The following is a 21,271-nucleotide window of genomic DNA, read 5'->3' as shown; positions in this document are numbered from 1 at the left end:
GTCACCGTGCAGCACAACAAGGAGAAGCAGTGCCAACCATTCAGCAGTTGGTCCGCAAGGGTCGCTCGCCGAAGGTCACCAAGACCAAGGCTCCCGCCCTGAAGGCCAACCCCCAGCAGCGCGGCGTGTGCACGCGTGTGTACACGACCACCCCGAAGAAGCCGAACTCGGCGCTCCGCAAGGTCGCCCGTGTGAAGCTCTCGAACGGCACCGAGGTCACGGCCTACATCCCCGGTGAGGGCCACAACCTGCAGGAGCACTCGATGGTGCTCATCCGCGGCGGTCGTGTGAAGGACCTCCCCGGTGTGCGCTACAAGATCGTCCGTGGCGCGCTCGACACGCAGGCCGTGAAGAACCGCAAGCAGGGCCGCAGCAAGTACGGCGCGAAGATGGAGAAGAAGTAATGCCTCGTAAGGGACCCGCTCCGAAGCGCCCCGTCGTCGCCGACCCGGTGTACGGCTCGCCGGTCGTCAGCCAGCTCGTCAACAAGATCCTGATCGACGGCAAGAAGGACCTCGCGCAGCGCATCGTCTACGAGGCGCTCGAGAACGTCGCCGCCAAGTCGGGCCAGGACGCGGTCGCGACCCTCAAGAAGGCGCTCGACAACGTGCGCCCGACCCTCGAGGTGCGCTCGCGCCGCGTCGGCGGTTCGACCTACCAGGTCCCCGTCGAGGTCAAGCCCCACCGCGCGAACACCCTGGCGCTCCGCTGGCTCACCAGCTACGCCAAGGCCCGCCGCGAGAAGACCATGACCGAGCGTCTCACCAACGAGATCCTCGACGCCTCGAACGGCCTCGGTGCCGCGGTCAAGCGCCGCGAAGACACGCACAAGATGGCCGAGTCGAACCGCGCGTTCGCCCACTACCGCTGGTAGTCGGGCCGAGCGGATGCCTCGGCGCTCGCCGTGGCATCCGCTCTCCCTCTCACTTCCGTTCCTGAACCTCCCGGAGGAACCCCCGTGGCACAAGACGTGCTCACCGACCTGAGCAAGGTCCGCAACATCGGCATCATGGCCCACATCGATGCCGGCAAGACCACCACCACCGAGCGCATCCTGTTCTACACGGGCGTCAACCACAAGCTCGGCGAGACCCACGACGGCGCCTCGACGACCGACTGGATGGAGCAGGAGAAGGAGCGCGGCATCACGATCACGTCTGCCGCCGTGACCTGCTTCTGGAACAAGAACCAGATCAACATCATCGACACCCCCGGCCACGTCGACTTCACGGTCGAGGTCGAGCGCTCGCTCCGCGTGCTCGACGGCGCGGTCGCCGTCTTCGACGGCAAGGAGGGCGTCGAGCCCCAGTCCGAGACGGTGTGGCGTCAGGCCGACAAGTACAACGTGCCGCGCATCTGCTTCGTCAACAAGATGGACAAGCTCGGTGCCGACTTCTACTTCACCGTCGACACGATCGTCAACCGCCTGGGCGCCAAGCCGCTCGTGCTCCAGCTCCCGATCGGTGCCGAGAACGACTTCATCGGTGTCGTCGACCTGATCGAGATGCGCGCCCTCGTGTGGCCCGGCGACGCCAAGGGCGACGTGACCATGGGTGCCAAGTACGAGGTCCAGGAGATCCCCGCCGACCTCAAGGACAAGGCCGACGAGTACCGTCAGGTCCTGCTCGAGACCGTCGCCGAGACCGACGACGCGCTCCTCGAGAAGTTCTTCGGCGGCGAGGACCTCACGGTCGCCGAGATCAAGGGCGCCATCCGCAAGATGGTCGTCAACTCCGAGATCTACCCGGTGCTCTGCGGCTCGGCGTTCAAGAACCGCGGCGTGCAGCCGATGCTCGACGCGGTCATCGACTTCCTGCCGTCGCCGCTCGACGTGCCCGCCATCGAGGGCCGCAACCCGCGCAACGAGGAAGAGATCATCGAGCGTCACCCCGACGCGAACGACCCGTTCGCCGCGCTGGCGTTCAAGGTCGCGGTGCACCCGTTCTTCGGCCGCCTCACCTACGTGCGCGTCTACTCGGGTCACCTCGACTCGGGTGCCCAGGTCGTCAACTCGACCAAGGGCAAGAAGGAGCGCATCGGCAAGATCTTCCAGATGCACGCCAACAAGGAGAACCCGGTCGACTCGGTCACCGCGGGCAACATCTACGCGGTCATCGGCCTCAAGGACACGACCACGGGCGACACCCTGTGCGACCCCGACAACCAGGTCGTGCTCGAGTCGATGACCTTCCCCGAGCCCGTCATCGAGGTCGCCATCGAGCCGAAGACCAAGGCCGACCAGGAGAAGCTCGGCACCGCGATCCAGAAGCTCGCCGAAGAGGACCCGACGTTCCGCACCGAGCTCAACCCCGAGACCGGCCAGACCGTCATCAAGGGCATGGGCGAGCTGCACCTCGACATCCTCGTCGACCGCATGAAGCGCGAGTTCAAGGTCGAGGCGAACGTCGGCAAGCCGCAGGTCGCGTACCGCGAGACCATCAAGCGCGCGGTCGAGCGCCACGACTACACCCACAAGAAGCAGACGGGTGGCTCGGGCCAGTTCGCGAAGATCCAGTTCGCGCTGGAGCCGCTCGAGGTCGAGGGCGACAAGATCTACGAGTTCTCGAACGAGGTCACGGGCGGTCGCATCCCCCGCGAGTACATCCCCTCGGTCGACGCGGGCTTCCAGGACGCCATGCAGTACGGCATCCTCGCCGGCTTCCCGATGGTGGGCGTCAAGGCGCGCCTCATCGACGGTGCCGCCCACGACGTCGACTCCTCGGAGATGGCGTTCAAGATCGCCGGCTCGATGGGCTTCAAGGAAGCCGCTCGGAAGGCGAACCCCGTTCTGCTCGAACCGCTGATGAGCGTCGAGGTCCGTACTCCCGAGGAGTACATGGGCGACGTCATCGGCGACCTGAACTCGCGCCGCGGCCAGATCCAGTCCATGGAGGACGCCGCCGGTGTGAAGGTCGTGCGTGCGCACGTCCCGCTCTCGGAGATGTTCGGTTACATCGGCGACCTGCGGTCGAAGACCTCGGGCCGCGCCGTGTACTCGATGGAGTTCGAGAGCTACGCGGAGGTCCCGAAGGCTGTCGCCGACGAGATCGTCCAGAAGAACAAGGGCGACTGAGTCTCCCTAGCGGGGGCTCCGGCCCTTCGCCCGCACGAACCTTCCGGTTCGCGTAACATAACAACACAACCCCCGTAGCACGCCGGTCGCAATCCAGCGCCCGGAGTTCCTACACGAGTCCTGAGGAGGACCCACAGTGGCTAAGGCCAAGTTCGAGCGGACCAAGCCGCACGTCAACATCGGTACGATCGGTCACGTCGACCACGGCAAGACGACGCTCACCGCCGCGATCTCGAAGGTGCTCGCCGACAAGTACCCGTCGGCCACCAACGTGCAGCGCGACTTCGCGTCGATCGACTCGGCTCCCGAAGAGCGTCAGCGCGGCATCACGATCAACATCTCGCACGTCGAGTACGAGACGCCGAAGCGCCACTACGCGCACGTCGACGCCCCGGGTCACGCCGACTACATCAAGAACATGATCACCGGTGCGGCTCAGATGGACGGCGCGATCCTCGTGGTCGCGGCGACCGACGGCCCGATGGCCCAGACCCGCGAGCACGTCCTGCTCGCCAAGCAGGTCGGCGTGCCGTACCTGCTCGTCGCCCTCAACAAGAGCGACATGGTCGACGACGAGGAGATCCTGGAGCTCGTCGAGCTCGAGGTCCGCGAGCTGCTCTCGTCGCAGGGCTTCCCCGGCGACGACGCTCCGGTCGTCCGCGTCTCGGGCCTGAAGGCGCTCGAGGGCGACGAGAAGTGGGTCCAGTCGGTCCTCGACCTCATGGAGGCCGTCGACGAGTCGATCCCCGACCCGGTGCGCGACAAGGACAAGCCGTTCCTCATGCCCGTCGAGGACGTCTTCACCATCACCGGCCGTGGCACGGTCGTCACGGGTCGCGCCGAGCGCGGCACGCTGAAGATCAACTCCGAGGTCGAGATCGTCGGCATCCGCCCGACGCAGAAGACCACGGTCACGGGTATCGAGATGTTCCACAAGCAGCTCGACGAGGCCTGGGCCGGCGAGAACTGCGGTCTCCTGCTCCGCGGCACCAAGCGCGAGGACGTCGAGCGCGGCCAGGTCGTCGTGGCGCCGGGTTCGGTCACCCCCCACACCAACTTCGAGGGCACTGCCTACATCCTCTCGAAGGACGAGGGCGGCCGTCACAACCCGTTCTACGCGAACTACCGTCCGCAGTTCTACTTCCGCACCACCGACGTCACCGGCGTCATCACGCTGCCCGAGGGCACCGAGATGGTCATGCCCGGCGACACCACCGACATGACGGTCGAGCTCATCCAGCCGATCGCCATGGAGGAGGGCCTCGGCTTCGCCATCCGCGAGGGTGGCCGCACCGTCGGCGCCGGTACCGTCACGAAGATCATCAAGTAATCTTCGCGACTGCGACCTGAGGGGGTCGGGCTTCCACCGGAGGCCCGGCCCCTTCGTCGTACGCGGCGAGGGTCGGGACGGCGTCGGATTCTCCGGATCGGAGGCCCGGCCCCCTTCGTCGTACGCGGTGAGGGTCGGGACGGCGTCGGATTCTCCGGACTGGAGGCACGGCCCCCTTCGTCGTACGCTGGGTGACGATGGGCGGTTCCCCCACCCTCCTCGCTCGATCCGCGGTACGTCCCGAGATCCAGGCTCTCCGGGCCGTGGCCGTGGGCGCGGTCGTGCTCCATCATGGCTGGCCGGCCGTCGCGCCGGCCGGGTACATGGGCGTCGACGTCTTCTTCGTCGTCTCCGGCTTCCTCATCACCGGCCTCCTCATGCGCGAGGCCGAGCGCGTCGGGCGCATCTCCCTGCGCGACTTCTACCTGCGCCGTGCACGACGCATCCTCCCCGCGGCGATGGCCACGCTCCTGGCCGTGTCGGCGCTGACGCTGCTCCTCGTCCCGCAACGGGAGTGGCGGCAGTGGTTCCGCGAGATCGTCGCGTCGGCGCTCTACTACGAGAACTGGCAGCTCGCCGTGGACTCGCAGATCCCGCGGCGCGCCGATCTCGAGTCCACCCCGGTCCAGCACTTCTGGTCGCTCTCGGTCGAGGAGCAGTTCTACCTGTTCTGGCCGCTCCTGCTCATCGCGGCGCTGTGGTTCGCCGCCCGGCACAGGGCCGGCTCGGCGGCCGTGGTGCTGACCCTGCTCGGCGCGGTCACGATCGCGTCGTTCGCGCACTCGATCGCGCTCACCGCGCAGGATGCGAACCTCGCCTACTTCTCGACTTTCGCGCGGACGTGGGAATTCGGCATCGGCGGCATCCTCGCGATCGCGAGCCGGTCGCCCCTCACGGGTCGGGCGGGACTCCGCGCCGCGGTCTCATGGGCAGGACTCGTGCTCATCGCGGTGCCGATCCTGACCTTCCGTGCACCCGAGGTCTTCCCCGGGGCCGTCGTGCTCGTGCCCGTCGCCGGCACCCTCGCCGTCATGTGGGCGGGCATGCCGGAGGTGGCGTGGTCGCCGGCTGGGCTCGCCGGCCTCCGGCCAGTGCAGTGGATGGGCGACGTCTCGTACTCGCTCTACCTCTGGCACTGGCCGATCTTCATGTTCGTGCCCTACCTAACCGGAATGCCGAGCCCGCCCTGGCTGATGGTGCTGCTCGTCGCACTGTCGTTCGCGGTCGCGGGTCTCTCGAAGCGCTTCATCGAGGATCCGTTCCGGCACGGGCGGCGAGGACGGCGCCTCCGGCCCGTCTTCCTGCTGTCGGGGCTCGCCGGGCTGATCGTCGTCATCGTCGGTGCGGGCATCGTCGCGCCGGGCATCGCGGCAGAGCGGGCGGTCGCCTGCGAGCGGGAGTGACGCGCGGGCTCAGCGCATCTCGGTGCCGTCGATGACCGTGTGCACGTCGATCGCTCCCTCGACGCTGCGGCCCACCGTGCACGCCCGTTCGATCGACCGCACCATGATGTCGAGGAGCTTGTCGCGCTCGGCCGGCTCCAGGCCCGACAGGTCGAGCAGCAGTTCCTCGCCGATGCGCTCGTACTTGTTGGATGCCTCCTCCGACTGCCCGTGCGCCCACACCGTGAGCTCGGCGTCGTCGCCGAGGCGGCGCGACATCGGCCGGTCGACCGAGAGGCCGACGCAGCCGGCGAGGGCGAGCTTCAAGAGCTCGCCGGGGGAGAAGTGCACGCCCTCGACGTCGAGGCCGCCGATCGCGACCGTCGCCCCGCGGGCATTGCGACCGACGTAGCGGCGCGTGCCGACGCGGGTCGCCGAGACGCTGCCCGGCGCCTCCTTCGAACTCGGCTGCGGCCTGGTCTCCGACATGTGGGCTCCTCCTCGGTTCGCGCGTGTCCCTCCATCATGTCGGAGCCCGGCGGCGAAGCATCCCGATCGGCGGAGAACCGGCGCGATCGCCGGCGAATCTGCGGGCTCGCTGGGAGTCGAGCGTGCGCGACACGCCCGGGTTGCACGCACCCTCCGAATGTGGCAAACTCGTTGAGTTCAACATTTCGAACGCGGGCCCCTGTGCGCGCGTTCGAATCACTGTCAGGCAGTGCATAGCCACCCGCCGTTCCCACGGAGCGCAGTCGGGGTCAGGCTAGGCCGCAGGCAGCAGAACACACAACCGACCACCACACGCCCGGGGCGACCCGTGCGCGTGCGCGCCGGTTGGGGCTCGAAGGTCGAGCGTGTCGAGAGCACCGCCCCGGGTGACCGGGCGGGTGGTTTCGACAGGCTCGATCACCGGCCTTTGACAGAAGAACAGTGGTGCTTCACACGGAGTGACTACGCGGCGTCCGATGCCCTCGGAAGGGGTAAGACGCCTTGACAGAGAGAGAGTCAGCAATGGCGGGACAGAAGATCCGCATTCGACTGAAGTCGTACGACCACGAGGTCATCGACACCTCGGCGCGCAAGATCGTCGACACGGTGACCCGCGCGGGTGCCACGGTCGTCGGCCCCGTGCCGCTTCCGACCGAGAAGAACGTGGTGTGCGTCATCCGTTCGCCCCACAAGTACAAGGACAGCCGCGAGCACTTCGAGATGCGCACCCACAAGCGCCTCATCGACATCGTGGACCCGACGCCCAAGGCCGTCGACTCGCTCATGCGTCTCGACCTCCCGGCCGACGTCAACATCGAGATCAAGCTCTGAGGTAACAGATGTCTTCCGCTACCAAGAACGTGAAGGGTCTGCTCGGCACCAAGCTCGGCATGACCCAGGTGTGGGACGAGAACAACAAGCTCGTCCCGGTGACGGTCATCGAGATCGCTCCCAACGTGGTCACGCAGATCCGCACCGCTGAGAAGGACGGCTACGAGGCCGTCCAGATCGCCGCCGGCGCCATCGACCCGCGCAAGGTCTCGCAGCCGCTCAAGGGCCACTTCGAGAAGACGGCCGGCACCACGCCCCGTCGCCACGTGACCGAGATCCGCACCGCCGACGCGTCGAGCTACGCGACGGGCCAGGAGCTCACCGTCGACGCGACCTTCGAGGCCGGCCAGCTGGTCGACGTCGTCGGCACGTCGAAGGGCAAGGGCTTCGCCGGTGTCATGAAGCGCCACAACTTCAAGGGCGTCTCCGCTTCGCACGGTTCCCACCGCAACCACCGCAAGCCCGGCTCGATCGGTGCTTCGTCGACCCCCAGCCGTGTCTTCAAGGGCATGCGCATGGCCGGTCGCATGGGTGGCGAGCGCGTGACCGTGCTGAACCTCCGCGTGCACGCCGTCGACGCCGAGAAGGGCCTCATGCTCGTCAAGGGCGCGGTTCCCGGTGCGCGCGGCCGCCTCGTTTTCGTCCGCAACGCAGTGAAGGGGGCGTAGTCCATGGCTACCGCCAACACCATCGACGTGCTCGACGCGACCGGCAAGAAGTCCGGCACGGTCGAGCTGCCCGCCGAGCTCTTCGACGTTCAGACGAACGTCCCGCTCATCCACCAGGTCGTCGTCGCCCAGCTCGCCGCTGCGCGCCAGGGCACGCACAAGACCAAGACCCGCGGCGAGGTCTCGGGTTCGGGCCGCAAGCCCTTCAAGCAGAAGGGCACCGGCCGTTCGCGCCAGGGTTCGGTCCGCGCTCCCGAGCACAAGGGCGGTGGCACGGTCCACGGCCCGCAGCCGCGCGACTACTCGCAGCGCACGCCCAAGAAGATGATCGCCGCTGCGCTCCTCGGTGTGCTCAGCGACCGTGCCCGCGGCTCGCGTATCCACGCGGTCGAGGGATTCGTCGCCGGTGACGTCGCGAAGACGAAGGACGCGGTCGCGCTCCTCGGCAAGATCGCGCCGGCCAACCGCTTCCTCGTGGTCCTCGCCCGTGGCGAGGAGCTCAGCGAGCGCGCGGTCCGCAACATCGAGACCGTGCACGTGCTGCCGGTCGACCAGCTGAACGCCTACGACGTGGTCGTCTCGGACGACATCGTCTTCAGCACCGCCGCGCTCGAGGCCTTCGTGGCCGCGAAGTCGGCGAAGAAGGAAGAGGTCTCCGCATGAGCGCCGCACAGAACAAGGACCCGCGCGACATCATCATCGCGCCGGTCGTCTCGGAGAAGAGCTACGGCCTGATCGACGAGGGCAAGTACACGTTCATCGTGGACCCCCGCTCGAACAAGACCGAGATCAAGCTCGCCATCGAGAAGATCTTCAACGTCCAGGTGGCGTCGATCAACACCCTGAACCGCCAGGGCAAGACCCGCCGCACCCGGTTCGGCATGGGCAAGCGCAAGGACACCAAGCGCGCGATCGTCACCCTCAAGTCCGGCTCGATCGACATCTTCACGGCTGTCGGCTAAGGAGCAGAGGAAGAACTATGGCTATTCGTAAGTACAAGCCCACGACCCCGGGTCGTCGCGGTTCGTCGGTCGCCGACTTCGCGGAGATCACGCGCTCGACGCCCGAGAAGTCGCTGCTCCGCCCGCTGTCGAAGACCGGTGGTCGCAACAACCAGGGCCGCATCACGACCCGTCACATCGGTGGTGGCCACAAGCGCCAGTACCGCGTGATCGACTTCCGTCGCAACGACAAGGACGGCGTGCCCGCCAAGGTCGCTCACATCGAGTACGACCCCAACCGCACCGCCCGCATCGCGCTGATCCACTACATCGACGGCACGAAGCGCTACATCCTCGCGCCGAACAAGCTCAAGCAGGGCGACCCGATCGAGGCCGGCGTGAACGCCGACATCAAGCCGGGCAACAACCTGCCGCTCAAGAACATCCCGACCGGTACCGTCGTGCACGCCATCGAGCTCCGCCCCGGCGGCGGCGCGAAGCTGGCCCGCTCGGCCGGCGCCTCGGTGCGTCTCGTCGCCAAGGACGGCCCCTACGCGCAGCTCCGCCTGCCGTCGGGCGAGATCCGCAACGTCGACGCGCGCTGCCGCGCGACCGTCGGCGAGGTCGGCAACGCCGAGCAGTCGAACATCAACTGGGGCAAGGCCGGCCGCAAGCGCTGGAAGGGCGTCCGCCCGACCGTCCGCGGTGTCGCGATGAACCCGATCGACCACCCGCACGGTGGTGGTGAGGGCAAGACCTCCGGTGGTCGTCACCCGGTCAGCCCGTGGGGTCAGCCCGAGGGTCGCACCCGTCGCCCCAACAAGGAGAGCGACAAGCTCATCGTCCGTCGTCGCACCGTCGGCAAGAAGCGCAAGTAGGAGTAGAAGAAGATGCCGCGCAGTCTCAAGAAGGGCCCCTTCGTCGACGAGCACCTGCTTCGCAAGGTCGCCGTGCAGAACGAAGCCGGTTCGAAGAACGTCATCAAGACGTGGTCGCGTCGCTCGATGATCGTCCCCGCCATGCTGGGTCACACGATCGCCGTGCACGACGGCCGCAAGCACATCCCGGTGTTCGTCACCGAGACCATGGTGGGCCACAAGCTCGGCGAGTTCGCCCCCACCCGCACCTTCCGTGGACACGTGAAGGACGACAAGAAGGGCCGCCGCCGCTGACGCGGTGGTGTGAAGGAGGAAAGAAATGGTGGAGTCGATCGCACGCGTGCGACACATCCGCGTGACCCCCATGAAGGCCCGCCGCGTCGTCAACCTGATCCGCGGCAAGCAGGCTCAGGAGGCCCTGGCCATCCTGAAGTTCGCCCCGCAGGGTGCGAGCGAGCCCGTGTACAAGCTCGTCGCCTCGGCCATCGCGAACGCTCGCGTCAAGGCCGATGCCACGAACACCTACCTGGACGAGCAGGACCTCTACGTGAAGACGGCGTTCGTCGATGAGGGCACCACCCTCAAGCGATTCCAGCCGCGCGCGCAGGGCCGTGCCTTCCGCATCAACAAGCGCACGAGCCACATCACCATCGTGCTCGGCACGCCCGAGGAGGGTACGAAGTAATGGGTCAGAAGGTCAACCCGTACGGCTTCCGTCTCGGCATCACCACCGACCACGTGTCGCGGTGGTTCTCCGATTCGACGAAGCCCGGTCAGCGCTACTCCGACTACCTCGCCGAGGATGTCAAGATCCGTCGCCTGCTCCAGACGTCGCTCGACCGCGCCGGTGTCTCGCGCATCGAGATCGAGCGCACCCGCGACCGCGTCCGCGTGGACATCCACACGGCGCGTCCCGGCATCGTGATCGGCCGCCGCGGCGCCGAGGCCGAGCGCATCCGCGCCGACCTCGAGAAGCTCACCGGCAAGCAGATCCAGCTCAACATCCTCGAGGTGAAGAACCCCGAGGCCGACGCCCAGCTCGTCGCGCAGGGCATCGCCGAGCAGCTCTCGGCTCGTGTGGCGTTCCGCCGCGCGATGCGCAAGGGCCTGCAGGGCGCGCAGCGCGCCGGCGCCAAGGGTGTCCGCATCCAGGTGTCGGGCCGTCTCGGCGGCGCCGAGATGAGCCGCTCGGAGTTCTACCGCGAGGGCCGCGTGCCCCTGCACACGCTCCGCGCGAACATCGACTACGGCTTCTACGAGGCCAAGACCACCTTCGGCCGCATCGGCGTGAAGGTCTGGATCTACAAGGGCGACATCACCAACAAGGAACTCGCGCGCGAGCAGGCGGCCCAGAAGCCGTCCCGCGACCGCAACGACCGTCCCCGCCGCGACCGCGCCCCCAAGGCCGAGCCGGCGACCGCAGGAGTTGAGGCATAACCATGTTGATTCCCCGTCGAGTCAAGTACCGCAAGCAGCACCACCCCGGCCGCTCGGGCCAGGCCACCGGCGGCACCAAGGTGTCGTTCGGCGAGTACGGCATCCAGGCGCTCACGCCCGCTTACGTGACCAACCGTCAGATCGAGTCCGCTCGTATCGCGATGACCCGTCACATCAAGCGCGGCGGCAAGGTGTGGATCAACATCTACCCCGACCGTCCGCTCACCAAGAAGCCGGCCGAGACCCGCATGGGTTCCGGTAAGGGTTCGCCCGAGTGGTGGGTCGCCAACGTCAAGCCGGGTCGCGTCCTCTTCGAGGTCTCGGGCGTCTCCGAGGAACTCGCCCGCGAGGCGATGACCCGTGCCATCCACAAGCTGCCCCTCAAGGCACGCATCATCAAGCGCGAGGAGGGCGACGCATAATGGCCGTCGGCACCAAGGAGCTCAGCCCCGCAGAGCTCGACACCTTTGAAGACGAGCGACTCGTCGACGAGCTGAAGAAGGCCAAGGAGGAGCTGTTCAACCTGCGCTTCCAGTCGGCCACCGGCCAGCTCGAGAGCCACGGCCGACTGAAGGCCGTCAAGCGCGACATCGCCCGCATCTACACGGTCATCCGTGAGCGCGAGCTCGGCATCCGTGCCACTCCCGCGCCGGTCGAGGCGGCCCCCGCCAAGACCGAGAAGAAGACGAAGAAGGCCAAGGCCGAGGCAGAAGCCCCGGCCGAGGCCGCTGAGACGAAGGAGGCCTGACATGGCTGAGACCAAGAAGGCTGCGGCCGAGGTCGCCGAGGCTGAGCTCGTTGAGACCGCAGAGCACCGTCCGTACCGCAAGGTGCGCCGCGGCTACGTCGTCAGCGACAAGATGGACAAGACCATCGTCGTCGAGGTCGAGGACCGCGTGAAGCACCCCCTCTACGGCAAGGTCATGCGCCGGACGTCGAAGGTCAAGGCGCACGACGAGCAGAACACCGCCGGCATCGGCGACCTCGTCGTGATCAGCGAGACCCGTCCCCTTTCCGCCACGAAGCGCTGGCGTCTCGTCGAGATCGTCGAGAAGGCCAAGTAAGCCTCGCCGGCTTGCTCAGAGAAGGAGTTCGAAGTGCTTCAGCAGGAATCACGAGTCAAGGTCGCCGACAACACCGGCGCCAAGGAGCTGCTCACCATTCGCGTGCTCGGCGGCTCGAAGCGTCGCTACGCCGGCCTCGGTGACGTCATCGTCGCGACCGTCAAGGACGCGATCCCCGGCGGCAACGTCAAGAAGGGCGATGTGGTCAAGGCCGTCATCGTCCGCACCGTCAAGGAGACCCGTCGTCCCGACGGCTCCTACATCAAGTTCGACGAGAACGCCGCGGTCATCCTGAAGAACGACGGTGACCCCCGCGGCACCCGTATCTTCGGCCCGGTCGGTCGCGAGCTTCGCGACAAGAAGTTCATGAAGATCATCTCGCTGGCACCGGAGGTTATCTAAGTCATGGCCAACATCAAGAAGGGCGACCTCGTCCAGGTCATCTCGGGCCGCAGCCAGGCTCGCGGCGGCGACCGCGGCAAGCAGGGTAAGGTCCTCGAGGTGCTCGTCGCCGAGAACCGCGTCATCGTCGAGGGCGTCAACTACGTCACGAAGCACGTGCGCGTCGGCCAGACCCAGCGCGGCACGAAGACCGGTGGCATCGAGACCCAGGAGGCGCCGATCCACGTCTCGAACGTCGCGATCGTCGACCCCGAGTCGAAGAAGCCGACCCGCGTCGGCTTCCGCACCGAGCAGGTGACGAAGGACGGCGTCACGAAGACCGTCCGCGTCCGCTACGCCAAGAAGTCAGGTAAGGACCTGTAATGACCGACACGGCAACGCAGGCTGGCAAAATCCAGCCGCGACTGAAGACCAAGTACCGCGGCGACATCGCCAAGGCCCTCACCGAGCAGTTCGACTACGCGAACCCGCACCAGGTGCCCGGCCTCGTGAAGATCGTCGTGAACATGGGTGTCGGCGAAGCCGCCCGCGATGGCAAGGTCATCGACGGCGCGATCGCCGACCTCACGAAGATCACCGGCCAGAAGCCGCAGGTGACGAAGGCCCGCAAGTCCATCGCGCAGTTCAAGCTGCGCGAGGGGCAGCCGATCGGTGCGCACGTGACGCTCCGCGGCGACCGCATGTGGGAGTTCCTCGACCGCCTGCTCTCGCTCGCACTGCCCCGCATCCGCGACTTCCGCGGCCTCAGCGACCAGCAGTTCGACGGCCACGGCAACTACACCTTCGGTCTCACGGAGCAGAGCGTGTTCCACGAGATCGACCAGGACAAGATCGACCGCGTCCGCGGCATGGACATCACCGTGGTGACCACCGCCTCGAACGACGACGAGGGTCGTGCGCTGCTCAAGGCGCTCGGCTTCCCGTTCAAGCAGGTCGAGAACGCGTAAAGCCTGCGTGTAGTAGACTCTACGAGTTTGTGCTCGAGCCGCCGGCTCCCGACGCATCGGGGGCCGGCCGGCCCGAGACATCCGGCCTCACGCAACCGCTGAGGCCACCACCACAGGTCAGTCCCCGTGTAACGGGTCCTGAAACCTGGTGAACGTTAGGAACGAATCGTCATGACGATGACCGACCCGGTCGCTGACATGCTGACCCGTCTGCGGAACGCGAACTCCGCACACCACGACTCCGTGTCGATGCCCCACTCGAAGCTCAAGGGCCACATCGCCGAGATCCTCAAGACCGAGGGCTACATCGCCGACTTCGAGGTCGCCGACGCTCGCGTGGGCAAGACCCTCACGCTGAAGCTCAAGTTCGGCCCGAACCGCGAGCGCTCGATCGCCGGTATCAAGCGCGTCTCGAAGCCCGGCCTCCGCGTCTACGCGAAGTCGACCGAGCTGCCCAAGGTGCTCGGCGGCCTCGGCGTCGCGATCCTGTCCACTTCCAGCGGTCTGCTCACCGACCGCCAGGCCGAGAAGAAGGGCGTGGGTGGGGAAGTCCTCGCCTACGTGTGGTAATCAGCTATGTCGCGTATTGGACGACTTCCCATCGACATCCCCGCCGGCGTCACCGTGACGATCGACGGCCAGGATGTGACCGTCAAGGGCCCGAAGGGTGAGCTCGCGCTCACCGTCGCCGCTCCCATCGTGGCCAAGGTCGAGGACAACCAGGTCGTCGTGACCCGTCCCGACGACGAGCGCGCGTCGCGCTCGCTGCACGGCCTGACCCGCACGCTCATCGCCAACGACATCATCGGCGTGACCCAGGGCTACGCCAAGGGCCTCGAGATCGTCGGCACCGGTTACCGCGTCGCGCAGAAGGGCAGCGCCGTCGAGTTCGCGCTCGGCTTCTCGCACCCGGTGACCGTCGAGGCGCCCGCCGGGATCACCCTGACCGTCGAGGGCAACAACAAGCTCACGGTCGCGGGTATCTCGAAGCAGGCCGTCGGCGAGACCGCCGCCAACATCCGCAAGATCAAGAAGCCCGAGCCGTACAAGGGCAAGGGCATCCGCTACGCCGGCGAGGTCGTGCGTCGCAAGGCCGGAAAGGCTGGTAAGTAATCATGGCCGTGAAGAGCAAGACGGCTTCGCGTTCGCGTCGCCACACCCGCCTTCGCAAGAAGATCGTCGGCACGGAGGTCCGCCCCCGTCTCGTCGTCACCCGTTCGGCCCGCCACGTCTTCGTGCAGGTCGTCGACGACGCCAAGGGCCACACCCTCGCGTCGGCGTCGACCATGGAGGCCGACCTCCGCGCGTTCGACGGTGACAAGACCGCCAAGGCCAAGAAGGTCGGCGAGCTGGTCGCCGAGCGCGCCAAGCAGGCCGGCGTCGAGGCGGTCGTGTTCGACCGCGGCGGCAACAAGTACGCCGGTCGCGTCGCCGCGATCGCCGATGGAGCGCGAGAGGCAGGGCTGAGCCTGTGAGCGAGAACAGCAATGTGAAGGAGCCCGAGGTGACTGCAGAGGCACCCGTCGAGACGGCTGCGGCTTCGGAGCCGGCCCGCAACGAGCGCGACTCGCGCCGTGGTGGCCGCGACCGCAACCAGGGCGGCCGCGACCGCGGCGGCCGCGACGCCGAGAAGAGCCAGTTCCTCGAGCGCGTCGTCACCATCAACCGCGTGTCGAAGGTCGTCAAGGGCGGCCGTCGCTTCAGCTTCACGGCACTCGTCGTCGTGGGTGACGGCAACGGTCTCGTCGGCGTCGGCTACGGCAAGGCGCGCGAGGTCCCGACGGCGATCTCGAAGGGCGTCGAGGAGGCGAAGAAGAACTTCTTCCGCGTCCCGCGCGTCGGCACCACCATCCCGCACCCCGTGCAGGGCGAGGCCGCTGCCGGCGTCGTGCTCCTGCGTCCGGCTTCGCCCGGTACCGGTGTCATCGCCGGTGGTCCGGTGCGCGCCGTGCTCGAGTGCGCCGGCATCCACGACGTGCTGTCGAAGTCGCTCGGCTCGTCGAACACGATCAACATCGTGCACGCCACGGTCGAGTCGCTCAAGCAGCTCGAGGAGCCGCGTGCCGTCGCCGCCCGTCGTGGTCTCGACTACGACGAGGTCGCCCCGGCGCGCCTCATCCGTGCCGAGGCACAGGCGGCCGAGGCCGCTGCAGCAGCGAAGGCAGGTGCCTGATGGCCAAGCAGCTCAAGGTGACCCAGATCAAGTCCAAGGTGAGCGAGAAGCAGTACCAGCGTGACACGCTGCGCAGCCTCGGGCTCAAGCGAATCGGCCAGTCGGTCGTGCGTGAGGACACCCCGCAGAACCGCGGGTACGTCAACACCGTCGCTCACCTCGTGAAGGTTGAGGAGATTGACTAATGGCTGACGAGAAGAACGTCGCCGAGGAGACCCCGAAGAAGGCTCCGGCCAAGAAGGCGCCCGCCAAGGCGGCTGCCGAGAAGGCCCCGGCCGAGAAGGCTCCTGCGAAGAAGGCTCCGGCGAAGACCGCTGCCGCGAAGTCCGACAGCGCTGCGGCCGAGAAGGCCCCTGCGAAGAAGGCTCCCGCGAAGAAGGCGGCCCCCAAGGCCGACGTCGCGGAGAAGCGCGAGCAGGTCCTGAAGGTGCACCACCTGCGCCCGGCGCCCGGCGCCAAGAAGGACAAGACCCGCGTCGGTCGCGGTGAGGGTTCGAAGGGCAAGACCGCCGGTCGCGGCACCAAGGGCACGAAGGCCCGCAACACGGTGCGCCCCGGCTTCGAGGGCGGCCAGCTTCCGTACCACATGCGTGCGCCGAAGCTCCGCGGCTTCAAGAACCCCTTCCGCGTCGAGTACCAGGTCGTCAACCTGGACAAGCTCGCCGAGCTCTACCCGAAGGGCGGCGACGTCACCGTCGCCGACCTCGTCGAGAAGGGTGCGGTCCGCAAGAACGAGCGCGTCAAGGTGCTCGGCAACGGCGACCTGCAGGTGAAGCTCAACGTGGCCGTCGACAAGGTCTCCGGCTCGGCCGAGCAGAAGATCGTCGCCGCCGGCGGCTCGGTCAAGTAAGACCGGACTCACGATTGGTTCGAGCCAGTCGGGACCTCGCGTAGGATTAGCGGGGTCTCGACTGGCTCGAGTCGTATACGAACGAACTCCGCGTGCCGCACCGGCGCCTAGCGCGGAGCAACAGGAGGACGAGTGTTCAACGCCATCGGGCGGATCTTCCGCACGCCGGATCTTCGCCGCAAGCTCGGGTTCACGCTGGGCATCGTGGCCCTGTTCCGGCTCGGATCCTTCATCCCCGCGCCGTTCGTCGACTTCGGCAACGTGCAGCAGTGCCTCGCGGCCAATGCCGCCGCAGGCGCGACGGGCCTCTACGACCTCGTGAACCTGTTCTCGGGCGGTGCGCTGCTGCAGCTCTCGGTCTTCGCGCTCGGCATCATGCCGTACATCACCGCGTCGATCATCGTGCAGCTGCTCCGCGTCGTGATCCCCCACTTCGAGACCCTCTACAAGGAGGGCCAGGCGGGCCAGGGCAAGCTCACGCAGTACACCCGCTACCTCACGATCGCCCTCGGCGTCCTGCAGTCGACGACGCTCATCACGGTCGCCCGCTCCGGCGCGCTCTTCCCGACGGCCGACCCGGCGTGCTCCGCCCTCATCACGAACGACGCCTGGTACGCGATCCTCCTGATGGTGATCACGATGACCGCCGGTACGGGCCTCATCATGTGGATGGGTGAGCTCATCACCGAGCGCGGCATCGGCAACGGCATGTCGCTCCTCATCTTCACGTCGATCGCCGCCCAGTTCCCCGGCTCGCTCTGGGCCATCGGCATCGCCCGCGGTTGGGACGTCTTCGCGATCGTCATCCTCGTCGGACTCGCGATCGTCGTCGCGGTCGTCTTCGTCGAGCAATCGCAACGGCGCATCCCGGTGCAGTACGCGAAGCGCATGGTCGGCCGCCGCACCTACGGCGGCAACAACACCTACATCCCGATCAAGGTCAACATGGCCGGCGTCGTGCCCGTCATCTTCGCCTCGTCGCTGCTGTACCTGCCGGCGCTCATCGCGCAGTTCAACCAGGCGAAGCAGGGCGAGGACCCCCAGGCCTGGGTCGTGTGGATCACGAACTACCTGACCAAGGGCGACCACCCGCTCTACATGCTGCTCTACTTCCTGCTCATCGTCGGGTTCACCTACTTCTACGTCGCGATCACCTTCAACCCCGACGAGGTGTCGGAGAACATGAAGAAGTACGGCGGGTTCATCCCGGGCATCCGTGCCGGCCGTCCGACCGCCGAGTACCTCGACTACGTGCTCACGCGCATCACCGCGCCGGGTTCGATCTACCTCGGCCTCATCGCCCTCATCCCGCTCATCGCGTTCTCGATGGTCGGCGCGAACCAGAACTTCCCGTTCGGCGGCGCGTCCATCCTGATCATCGTCGGCGTCGGGCTCGAGACGGTGAAGCAGATCGACGCCCAGCTCCAGCAGCGACACTACGAAGGACTTCTCCGATGACGCCGACCTCCGCGAGCGGGGCCGCCGCGACCTCGGCCCGTTTCCTGATCGTCGGACCGCAGGGCTCCGGCAAGGGTACGCAGGGCGTGCTCGTCGCCGCCGCCTTCGGCGTGCCCCAGGTCGCCACGGGCGACATCTTCCGCGCGAACGTCGCGGGCGGCACCGAGCTCGGCAAGCGGGTCCAGGCGATCATCGAGGCGGGCGACCTGGTGCCAGACGCGCTCACGAGTGAGCTCGTGCGCGACCGGCTCCAGCAGCCCGATGCCTCGGCCGGGTTCCTCCTCGACGGCTACCCGCGCAATCGGGGCCAGGTCGACGACCTCGACGAGTTCCTCGCCTCGCGCGGCGAATCGCTCGACGCCGTCATCGAACTCGAGGTGCCGCGCGACGAGTCGATCAAGCGCATCCACCAGCGCGCCGTCGAGCAGGGCCGCACGGACGACACCGAAGAGGTGATCGCCAACCGTCTCGCGATCTACGAGCGCGAGACCGCACCGATCCTCGACGTGTACCGTGCACGGGGGCTCGTCCTCCGCATCGACGGCGTCGGCGCCCTCGCCGACGTCACGGCGCGCATCTTCGAGGCGCTCGCGGCACGGGGGCTTGCTCCGCGCCACCCGGGCGCCGCGGCCTGAGCGCGGTGTTCCGCCGCTCGATCTACAAGTCGCCGGCCGACCTCCGCGCGATGGTCGCGGCCGGCCGGGCGACGGCCGGCGCCCTCGCCGAGGCCCGACGCCGCGTCGTGCCGGGGGCGACGGGGCTCGAACTCGACGCCGCCGCCGAGCGGGCGATCGTCGCGGCCGGCGGCCGATCGAACTTCAAGCTCGTGCCGGGGTACCGGCACACGCTGTGCGTCTCGGTGAACGACGACATCGTGCACGGCATCCCGGGTGATCGCCCGTTCCGCGCCGGCGACCTGGTGTCGGTCGACGGCGGAGCCGACGTGGGCGGCTGGAACGGCGACTCGGCGTTCAGCCTGGTCATCCCCGATCCCGCCCGGCCCGAGATCGTGGCGGCACGCGAGGAGCTCTCGCGGGTGACCGAGGCCGCGCTGTGGCATGGCATCGCGACGCTCGCCCGGGCATCGCACCTCAACGAGGTGGGCGCCGCGATCGAGGAGTACGTCACGGGCGAGGGCGACTACGGCATCCTCACCGATTACGTCGGCCACGGCATCGGTCGTCAGATGCACGAGGAGCCGCCGGTGTTCAACTACCGGGTCGATCGCAAGGGGCCCGCGGTGAAGCCCGGCCTCGTCGTCGCGATCGAGCCGATGCTCGTCGCGGGCGCCGTCGACACGTTCGTGCGCGACGACGACTGGACGGTGACGACCGCCGACGGCGCCGATGCCGCCCACTGGGAGCACAGCGTCGCGGTGCACGCGGGCGGGATCTGGGTGCTCACCGCGGAGGACGGCGGCGCAGCGGGCCTGGCCCCGTTCGGCATCGTTCCGGCGCCGATCGCCTGATCGCCGAATCGCCGGAGCCTCCGCGCGCACCGCGGGATAGGGTGAACGGGGGAGCGCTTCGCGCGGCCCCCGACGACTCGAACCGGGGGTTCTGCAGATGGAGATCATCGGGACGGGCATCGGTCGAGGGGTCGCAGTCGGCCCGGTCGCCCGGATGGCGCCGCCGCAGCCCGAACCGTCGTCGGCGCCGAGCGCGATCGGCGCGGACGACGAGCTCGCTCGGGCCGAGGCCGCCGCAGCGGCGGTCGCCGCCGAGCTCCGTCGTCGCTCAGCGGATACGACCGGCGCCGCCCACGACGTGCTCGAGGCGCAGGCGCTCATCCTGGAGGACCCGGCCGTGCACGCGAGCGTCACCGAGCGCCTCGCCGCCGGGATCACGGCCGAACGCGCCGTCTTCGACGCGTTCGCGGGCTATCGCGACCTGCTCGCGGGCATGGGGGGCTATCTCGCGGAACGGGCGAACGACCTCGAAGACCTCGCGCAGCGCGTGATCGCGGAGCTGCACGATGTTCCGGCGCCCGGCGTACCCGACCCCGGGCATCCGTTCGTGCTCGTCGCCCATGATCTCGCGCCCGCCGACACCGCCACGCTCGATCTCGACCGGGTGCTCGCCATCGTGACCGTCGAGGGCGGCCCGACCTCGCACACGGCGATCCTCGCGCGGGAGAAGGGGCTCGTCGCCGTGGTGGGTGCCGCCGGCGCCGCCGGGCTCGTCGACGGCGAGACGGTCGTCGTCGACGCCGATGCCGGACGGGTCACGCGCGAGCCCGACGCGGTCGCGCTCGAGGCGGCCTCCGAACGGCGCGCGCGGCTCGCCGAAGAGGCCGACGCCCCCGTCGGCCCCGGGCGCCTCGCCGACGGCACGGCCGTGCTGCTGCAGGCGAACCTCGGCGACCCGTCGGGCGCGGCGGAGGCCCTCCGGCTGGGAGCGGAGGGGGTGGGCCTCTTCCGTACCGAGTTCCTCTTCCTCGACGCCGAGCGTGCGCCGTCGCGAGTCGCGCAGCAGGCGGCGTACGAGGCGCTCTTCGCCGCGTTCGAGGGGCAACGCGTCGTCGTGCGGGTGCTCGACGCCGGCGCCGACAAGCCGTTGGCCTTCCTCGGCATCCGGCACGAGGCCAATCCGGCGCTCGGGGTGCGCGGAATCCGCGCGCTGCGACAGGCGGAGCCCGTGCTGCGCGACCAGCTCGCGGCCCTCGGCGCAGCGGCCGCCGGGCACACGGTCGACCTCAGGGTGATGGCGCCGATGGTCGCGACGGCCGAGGAGGCGAGGTACTTCGCAGACCTCGTCCGCGAGGCCGGGCTGCCGTCGGCGGGTGTGATGATCGAGGTGCCGGCGGCGGCGCTCGCCGCGCGGCACGTGCTCGCCGCCGTCGACTTCGCCTCGATCGGCACCAATGACCTGACCCAGTACACGATGGCCGCCGACCGCGAGCTCGCGGGTGCCGCCGAACTGCAGGACCCGTGGCACCCGGCGGTGCTCCGGCTCATCGGCGAGGTCGGCGAGGCCGGTGCCGCGCTCGGCCGACCGATCGGCGTGTGCGGCGAGGCCGCCGCAGATCCGCTCCTCGCCGTCGTGCTCGTCGGCCTCGGGGCCACGAGCCTGTCGATGTCGGCCTCGGCGCTCGCCGGCGTACGGGCGGGCCTCGCGCGGGTGACCGCCTCCGACGCGCGGCGGATCGCGCGCGCCGCACTCGTCGCGGAGGACGCCCGGGCCGCCCGGGCCGCAGCCGCCGACGAGGCGGCGTACACGCGCGATTGAGCCGCTGCCGCGGCATCCGAGGTCGTTCTGGCCGGGTCCCGGCCCGTCGGGTGCGCCTCGACTGGCGAAACCGGCGGAAATGTCCTAAAGTTGACCCTTGGTGTTCTGCCCGCCTGCCTCG

Annotated in this window: 30 protein-coding genes; 29 read left to right on the top strand and 1 reads right to left on the bottom strand. The window is 68.3% G+C overall.

What is annotated here, in order from left to right; translation table 11 throughout:
* Window positions 1-29 precede the first annotated feature (29 nt).
* From rpsL to ACFWGP_RS18615, 5 genes are all read left to right on the top strand, one after another.
* Window positions 30-404, top strand: a complete 375-nt coding sequence (gene rpsL, locus ACFWGP_RS18635; RefSeq protein WP_022893888.1) for a 30S ribosomal protein S12 — start codon at window positions 30-32, stop codon at window positions 402-404.
* A complete protein-coding gene (gene rpsG / locus ACFWGP_RS18630; protein WP_136708465.1) occupies window positions 404-874 on the top strand; it encodes a 30S ribosomal protein S7 in 471 nt (156 codons plus the stop codon). The genes rpsL and rpsG overlap by 1 nt, the downstream gene beginning before the upstream one ends.
* An 84-nt stretch (window positions 875-958) precedes the next feature.
* On the top strand, window positions 959-3,073 hold the full coding sequence (gene fusA, locus ACFWGP_RS18625; RefSeq protein ID WP_275505458.1) for an elongation factor G: 2,115 nt from the start codon (window positions 959-961) through the stop codon (window positions 3,071-3,073).
* 136 nt (window positions 3,074-3,209) lie between these two features.
* Entirely contained in the window at window positions 3,210-4,403 is a 1,194-nt protein-coding gene (gene tuf, locus ACFWGP_RS18620; protein ID WP_231430092.1) for an elongation factor Tu, read from the top strand.
* A gap of 197 nt (window positions 4,404-4,600) precedes the next feature.
* On the top strand, window positions 4,601-5,806 hold the full coding sequence (locus ACFWGP_RS18615; RefSeq protein WP_376931538.1) for an acyltransferase family protein: 1,206 nt from the start codon (window positions 4,601-4,603) through the stop codon (window positions 5,804-5,806).
* A 9-nt stretch (window positions 5,807-5,815) separates the two neighbouring features.
* On the opposite strand, the gene ACFWGP_RS18610 is transcribed toward ACFWGP_RS18615, so the two are convergent.
* Window positions 5,816-6,274: an OsmC family protein gene (locus ACFWGP_RS18610; RefSeq protein WP_231430094.1), complete on the bottom strand. Its 459-nt coding sequence runs from the start codon at window positions 6,272-6,274 to the stop codon at window positions 5,816-5,818.
* Window positions 6,275-6,796: 522 nt separating this feature from the next.
* Between ACFWGP_RS18610 and rpsJ the strand changes: the two genes are divergently transcribed.
* From rpsJ to ptsP, 24 genes are all read left to right on the top strand, one after another.
* Window positions 6,797-7,105, top strand: coding sequence for a 30S ribosomal protein S10 (gene rpsJ, locus ACFWGP_RS18605; protein ID WP_017201594.1), 309 nt, complete (start codon window positions 6,797-6,799; stop codon window positions 7,103-7,105).
* Between the two features lie 8 nt (window positions 7,106-7,113).
* Window positions 7,114-7,773 carry a 50S ribosomal protein L3 gene (gene rplC / locus ACFWGP_RS18600; protein WP_231430095.1) on the top strand — a complete coding sequence of 220 codons (660 nt, stop codon included), beginning with the start codon at window positions 7,114-7,116 and terminating at the stop codon, window positions 7,771-7,773.
* A 3-nt stretch (window positions 7,774-7,776) separates the two neighbouring features.
* Window positions 7,777-8,436, top strand: a complete 660-nt coding sequence (rplD, locus tag ACFWGP_RS18595; RefSeq protein WP_231430096.1) for a 50S ribosomal protein L4 — start codon at window positions 7,777-7,779, stop codon at window positions 8,434-8,436.
* The gene (gene rplW, locus ACFWGP_RS18590; protein ID WP_231430097.1) at window positions 8,433-8,735 is read left to right on the top strand and encodes a 50S ribosomal protein L23; all 303 of its coding nucleotides are present in this window, start codon (window positions 8,433-8,435) and stop codon (window positions 8,733-8,735) included. Before rplD ends, rplW begins: the two co-directional genes overlap by 4 nt.
* A 17-nt stretch (window positions 8,736-8,752) precedes the next feature.
* The gene (rplB, locus tag ACFWGP_RS18585; RefSeq protein WP_231430098.1) at window positions 8,753-9,592 is read left to right on the top strand and encodes a 50S ribosomal protein L2; all 840 of its coding nucleotides are present in this window, start codon (window positions 8,753-8,755) and stop codon (window positions 9,590-9,592) included.
* A gap of 12 nt (window positions 9,593-9,604) precedes the next feature.
* Window positions 9,605-9,886 (top strand): 30S ribosomal protein S19, encoded by a 282-nt coding sequence (rpsS, locus tag ACFWGP_RS18580; protein WP_231430099.1) that lies wholly within the window; start codon window positions 9,605-9,607, stop codon window positions 9,884-9,886.
* 25 nt (window positions 9,887-9,911) lie between these two features.
* The gene (gene rplV, locus ACFWGP_RS18575; protein ID WP_092668524.1) at window positions 9,912-10,277 is read left to right on the top strand and encodes a 50S ribosomal protein L22; all 366 of its coding nucleotides are present in this window, start codon (window positions 9,912-9,914) and stop codon (window positions 10,275-10,277) included.
* Window positions 10,277-11,029 (top strand): 30S ribosomal protein S3, encoded by a 753-nt coding sequence (gene rpsC, locus ACFWGP_RS18570; protein ID WP_231430100.1) that lies wholly within the window; start codon window positions 10,277-10,279, stop codon window positions 11,027-11,029. Before rplV ends, rpsC begins: the two co-directional genes overlap by 1 nt.
* Before the next feature lie 2 nt (window positions 11,030-11,031).
* Window positions 11,032-11,451 (top strand): 50S ribosomal protein L16, encoded by a 420-nt coding sequence (rplP, locus tag ACFWGP_RS18565; RefSeq protein ID WP_022889731.1) that lies wholly within the window; start codon window positions 11,032-11,034, stop codon window positions 11,449-11,451.
* Entirely contained in the window at window positions 11,451-11,777 is a 327-nt protein-coding gene (gene rpmC / locus ACFWGP_RS18560; RefSeq protein WP_231430101.1) for a 50S ribosomal protein L29, read from the top strand. The genes rplP and rpmC overlap by 1 nt, the downstream gene beginning before the upstream one ends.
* 1 nt (window position 11,778) lies before the next feature.
* Window positions 11,779-12,093 (top strand): 30S ribosomal protein S17, encoded by a 315-nt coding sequence (gene rpsQ / locus ACFWGP_RS18555; protein WP_231430102.1) that lies wholly within the window; start codon window positions 11,779-11,781, stop codon window positions 12,091-12,093.
* 33 nt (window positions 12,094-12,126) lie between these two features.
* Window positions 12,127-12,495, top strand: a complete 369-nt coding sequence (gene rplN / locus ACFWGP_RS18550) for a 50S ribosomal protein L14 (protein ID WP_156999952.1) — start codon at window positions 12,127-12,129, stop codon at window positions 12,493-12,495.
* A gap of 3 nt (window positions 12,496-12,498) precedes the next feature.
* Window positions 12,499-12,858, top strand: coding sequence for a 50S ribosomal protein L24 (gene rplX, locus ACFWGP_RS18545; protein WP_231430103.1), 360 nt, complete (start codon window positions 12,499-12,501; stop codon window positions 12,856-12,858).
* Window positions 12,858-13,442 (top strand): 50S ribosomal protein L5, encoded by a 585-nt coding sequence (gene rplE / locus ACFWGP_RS18540; RefSeq protein WP_231430104.1) that lies wholly within the window; start codon window positions 12,858-12,860, stop codon window positions 13,440-13,442. The genes rplX and rplE overlap by 1 nt, the downstream gene beginning before the upstream one ends.
* A gap of 171 nt (window positions 13,443-13,613) precedes the next feature.
* A complete protein-coding gene (rpsH, locus tag ACFWGP_RS18535) occupies window positions 13,614-14,012 on the top strand; it encodes a 30S ribosomal protein S8 (RefSeq protein ID WP_231430105.1) in 399 nt (132 codons plus the stop codon).
* A gap of 6 nt (window positions 14,013-14,018) precedes the next feature.
* A complete protein-coding gene (gene rplF / locus ACFWGP_RS18530) occupies window positions 14,019-14,555 on the top strand; it encodes a 50S ribosomal protein L6 (RefSeq protein ID WP_231430106.1) in 537 nt (178 codons plus the stop codon).
* 2 nt (window positions 14,556-14,557) lie between these two features.
* Complete coding sequence (gene rplR, locus ACFWGP_RS18525; RefSeq protein WP_231430107.1) at window positions 14,558-14,917, top strand: 50S ribosomal protein L18; 360 nt, start codon at window positions 14,558-14,560, stop codon at window positions 14,915-14,917.
* A 14-nt stretch (window positions 14,918-14,931) separates the two neighbouring features.
* A complete protein-coding gene (rpsE, locus tag ACFWGP_RS18520) occupies window positions 14,932-15,615 on the top strand; it encodes a 30S ribosomal protein S5 (protein ID WP_374201161.1) in 684 nt (227 codons plus the stop codon).
* Entirely contained in the window at window positions 15,615-15,800 is a 186-nt protein-coding gene (rpmD, locus tag ACFWGP_RS18515) for a 50S ribosomal protein L30 (RefSeq protein WP_022889741.1), read from the top strand. The genes rpsE and rpmD overlap by 1 nt, the downstream gene beginning before the upstream one ends.
* Window positions 15,800-16,465 (top strand): 50S ribosomal protein L15, encoded by a 666-nt coding sequence (rplO, locus tag ACFWGP_RS18510; RefSeq protein ID WP_376931537.1) that lies wholly within the window; start codon window positions 15,800-15,802, stop codon window positions 16,463-16,465. Before rpmD ends, rplO begins: the two co-directional genes overlap by 1 nt.
* Before the next feature lie 132 nt (window positions 16,466-16,597).
* On the top strand, window positions 16,598-17,923 hold the full coding sequence (gene secY / locus ACFWGP_RS18505) for a preprotein translocase subunit SecY (RefSeq protein WP_231430109.1): 1,326 nt from the start codon (window positions 16,598-16,600) through the stop codon (window positions 17,921-17,923).
* Window positions 17,920-18,558, top strand: a complete 639-nt coding sequence (locus ACFWGP_RS18500; protein WP_231430110.1) for an adenylate kinase — start codon at window positions 17,920-17,922, stop codon at window positions 18,556-18,558. Before secY ends, ACFWGP_RS18500 begins: the two co-directional genes overlap by 4 nt.
* Before the next feature lie 5 nt (window positions 18,559-18,563).
* The gene (gene map, locus ACFWGP_RS18495) at window positions 18,564-19,391 is read left to right on the top strand and encodes a type I methionyl aminopeptidase (RefSeq protein ID WP_376931536.1); all 828 of its coding nucleotides are present in this window, start codon (window positions 18,564-18,566) and stop codon (window positions 19,389-19,391) included.
* A 97-nt stretch (window positions 19,392-19,488) separates the two neighbouring features.
* Window positions 19,489-21,150, top strand: coding sequence for a phosphoenolpyruvate--protein phosphotransferase (gene ptsP, locus ACFWGP_RS18490; RefSeq protein WP_231430111.1), 1,662 nt, complete (start codon window positions 19,489-19,491; stop codon window positions 21,148-21,150).
* Window positions 21,151-21,271: the final 121 nt, after the last annotated feature.

The sequence above is a fragment of the Agromyces sp. NPDC127015 genome, from assembly GCF_042725165.1.
Classification (GTDB): domain Bacteria; phylum Actinomycetota; class Actinomycetes; order Actinomycetales; family Microbacteriaceae; genus Agromyces; species Agromyces chromiiresistens.
This window is presented reverse-complemented; position numbering and strand designations above follow the sequence as displayed.

What these genes read in the sequence shown, in the direction of transcription:
- rpsG (WP_136708465.1), top strand. Translation starts at nt 404, where the DNA reads ATGCCTCGTAAGGGACCCGCTCCGAAGCGCCCCGTCGTCGCCGACCCG.
- ACFWGP_RS18615 (WP_376931538.1), top strand. Translation starts at nt 4,601, where the DNA reads ATGGGCGGTTCCCCCACCCTCCTCGCTCGATCCGCGGTACGTCCCGAG.
- ACFWGP_RS18610 (WP_231430094.1), bottom strand. Translation starts at nt 6,274, where the DNA reads ATGTCGGAGACCAGGCCGCAGCCGAGTTCGAAGGAGGCGCCGGGCAGC.
- rpsJ (WP_017201594.1), top strand. Translation starts at nt 6,797, where the DNA reads ATGGCGGGACAGAAGATCCGCATTCGACTGAAGTCGTACGACCACGAG.
- rplC (WP_231430095.1), top strand. Translation starts at nt 7,114, where the DNA reads ATGTCTTCCGCTACCAAGAACGTGAAGGGTCTGCTCGGCACCAAGCTC.
- rplD (WP_231430096.1), top strand. Translation starts at nt 7,777, where the DNA reads ATGGCTACCGCCAACACCATCGACGTGCTCGACGCGACCGGCAAGAAG.
- rplW (WP_231430097.1), top strand. Translation starts at nt 8,433, where the DNA reads ATGAGCGCCGCACAGAACAAGGACCCGCGCGACATCATCATCGCGCCG.
- rplB (WP_231430098.1), top strand. Translation starts at nt 8,753, where the DNA reads ATGGCTATTCGTAAGTACAAGCCCACGACCCCGGGTCGTCGCGGTTCG.
- rpsS (WP_231430099.1), top strand. Translation starts at nt 9,605, where the DNA reads ATGCCGCGCAGTCTCAAGAAGGGCCCCTTCGTCGACGAGCACCTGCTT.
- rplV (WP_092668524.1), top strand. Translation starts at nt 9,912, where the DNA reads ATGGTGGAGTCGATCGCACGCGTGCGACACATCCGCGTGACCCCCATG.
- rpsC (WP_231430100.1), top strand. Translation starts at nt 10,277, where the DNA reads ATGGGTCAGAAGGTCAACCCGTACGGCTTCCGTCTCGGCATCACCACC.
- rplP (WP_022889731.1), top strand. Translation starts at nt 11,032, where the DNA reads ATGTTGATTCCCCGTCGAGTCAAGTACCGCAAGCAGCACCACCCCGGC.
- rpmC (WP_231430101.1), top strand. Translation starts at nt 11,451, where the DNA reads ATGGCCGTCGGCACCAAGGAGCTCAGCCCCGCAGAGCTCGACACCTTT.
- rpsQ (WP_231430102.1), top strand. Translation starts at nt 11,779, where the DNA reads ATGGCTGAGACCAAGAAGGCTGCGGCCGAGGTCGCCGAGGCTGAGCTC.
- rplX (WP_231430103.1), top strand. Translation starts at nt 12,499, where the DNA reads ATGGCCAACATCAAGAAGGGCGACCTCGTCCAGGTCATCTCGGGCCGC.
- rplE (WP_231430104.1), top strand. Translation starts at nt 12,858, where the DNA reads ATGACCGACACGGCAACGCAGGCTGGCAAAATCCAGCCGCGACTGAAG.
- rpsH (WP_231430105.1), top strand. Translation starts at nt 13,614, where the DNA reads ATGACGATGACCGACCCGGTCGCTGACATGCTGACCCGTCTGCGGAAC.
- rplF (WP_231430106.1), top strand. Translation starts at nt 14,019, where the DNA reads ATGTCGCGTATTGGACGACTTCCCATCGACATCCCCGCCGGCGTCACC.
- rplR (WP_231430107.1), top strand. Translation starts at nt 14,558, where the DNA reads ATGGCCGTGAAGAGCAAGACGGCTTCGCGTTCGCGTCGCCACACCCGC.
- rpmD (WP_022889741.1), top strand. Translation starts at nt 15,615, where the DNA reads ATGGCCAAGCAGCTCAAGGTGACCCAGATCAAGTCCAAGGTGAGCGAG.
- rplO (WP_376931537.1), top strand. Translation starts at nt 15,800, where the DNA reads ATGGCTGACGAGAAGAACGTCGCCGAGGAGACCCCGAAGAAGGCTCCG.
- ACFWGP_RS18500 (WP_231430110.1), top strand. Translation starts at nt 17,920, where the DNA reads ATGACGCCGACCTCCGCGAGCGGGGCCGCCGCGACCTCGGCCCGTTTC.
- ptsP (WP_231430111.1), top strand. Translation starts at nt 19,489, where the DNA reads ATGGAGATCATCGGGACGGGCATCGGTCGAGGGGTCGCAGTCGGCCCG.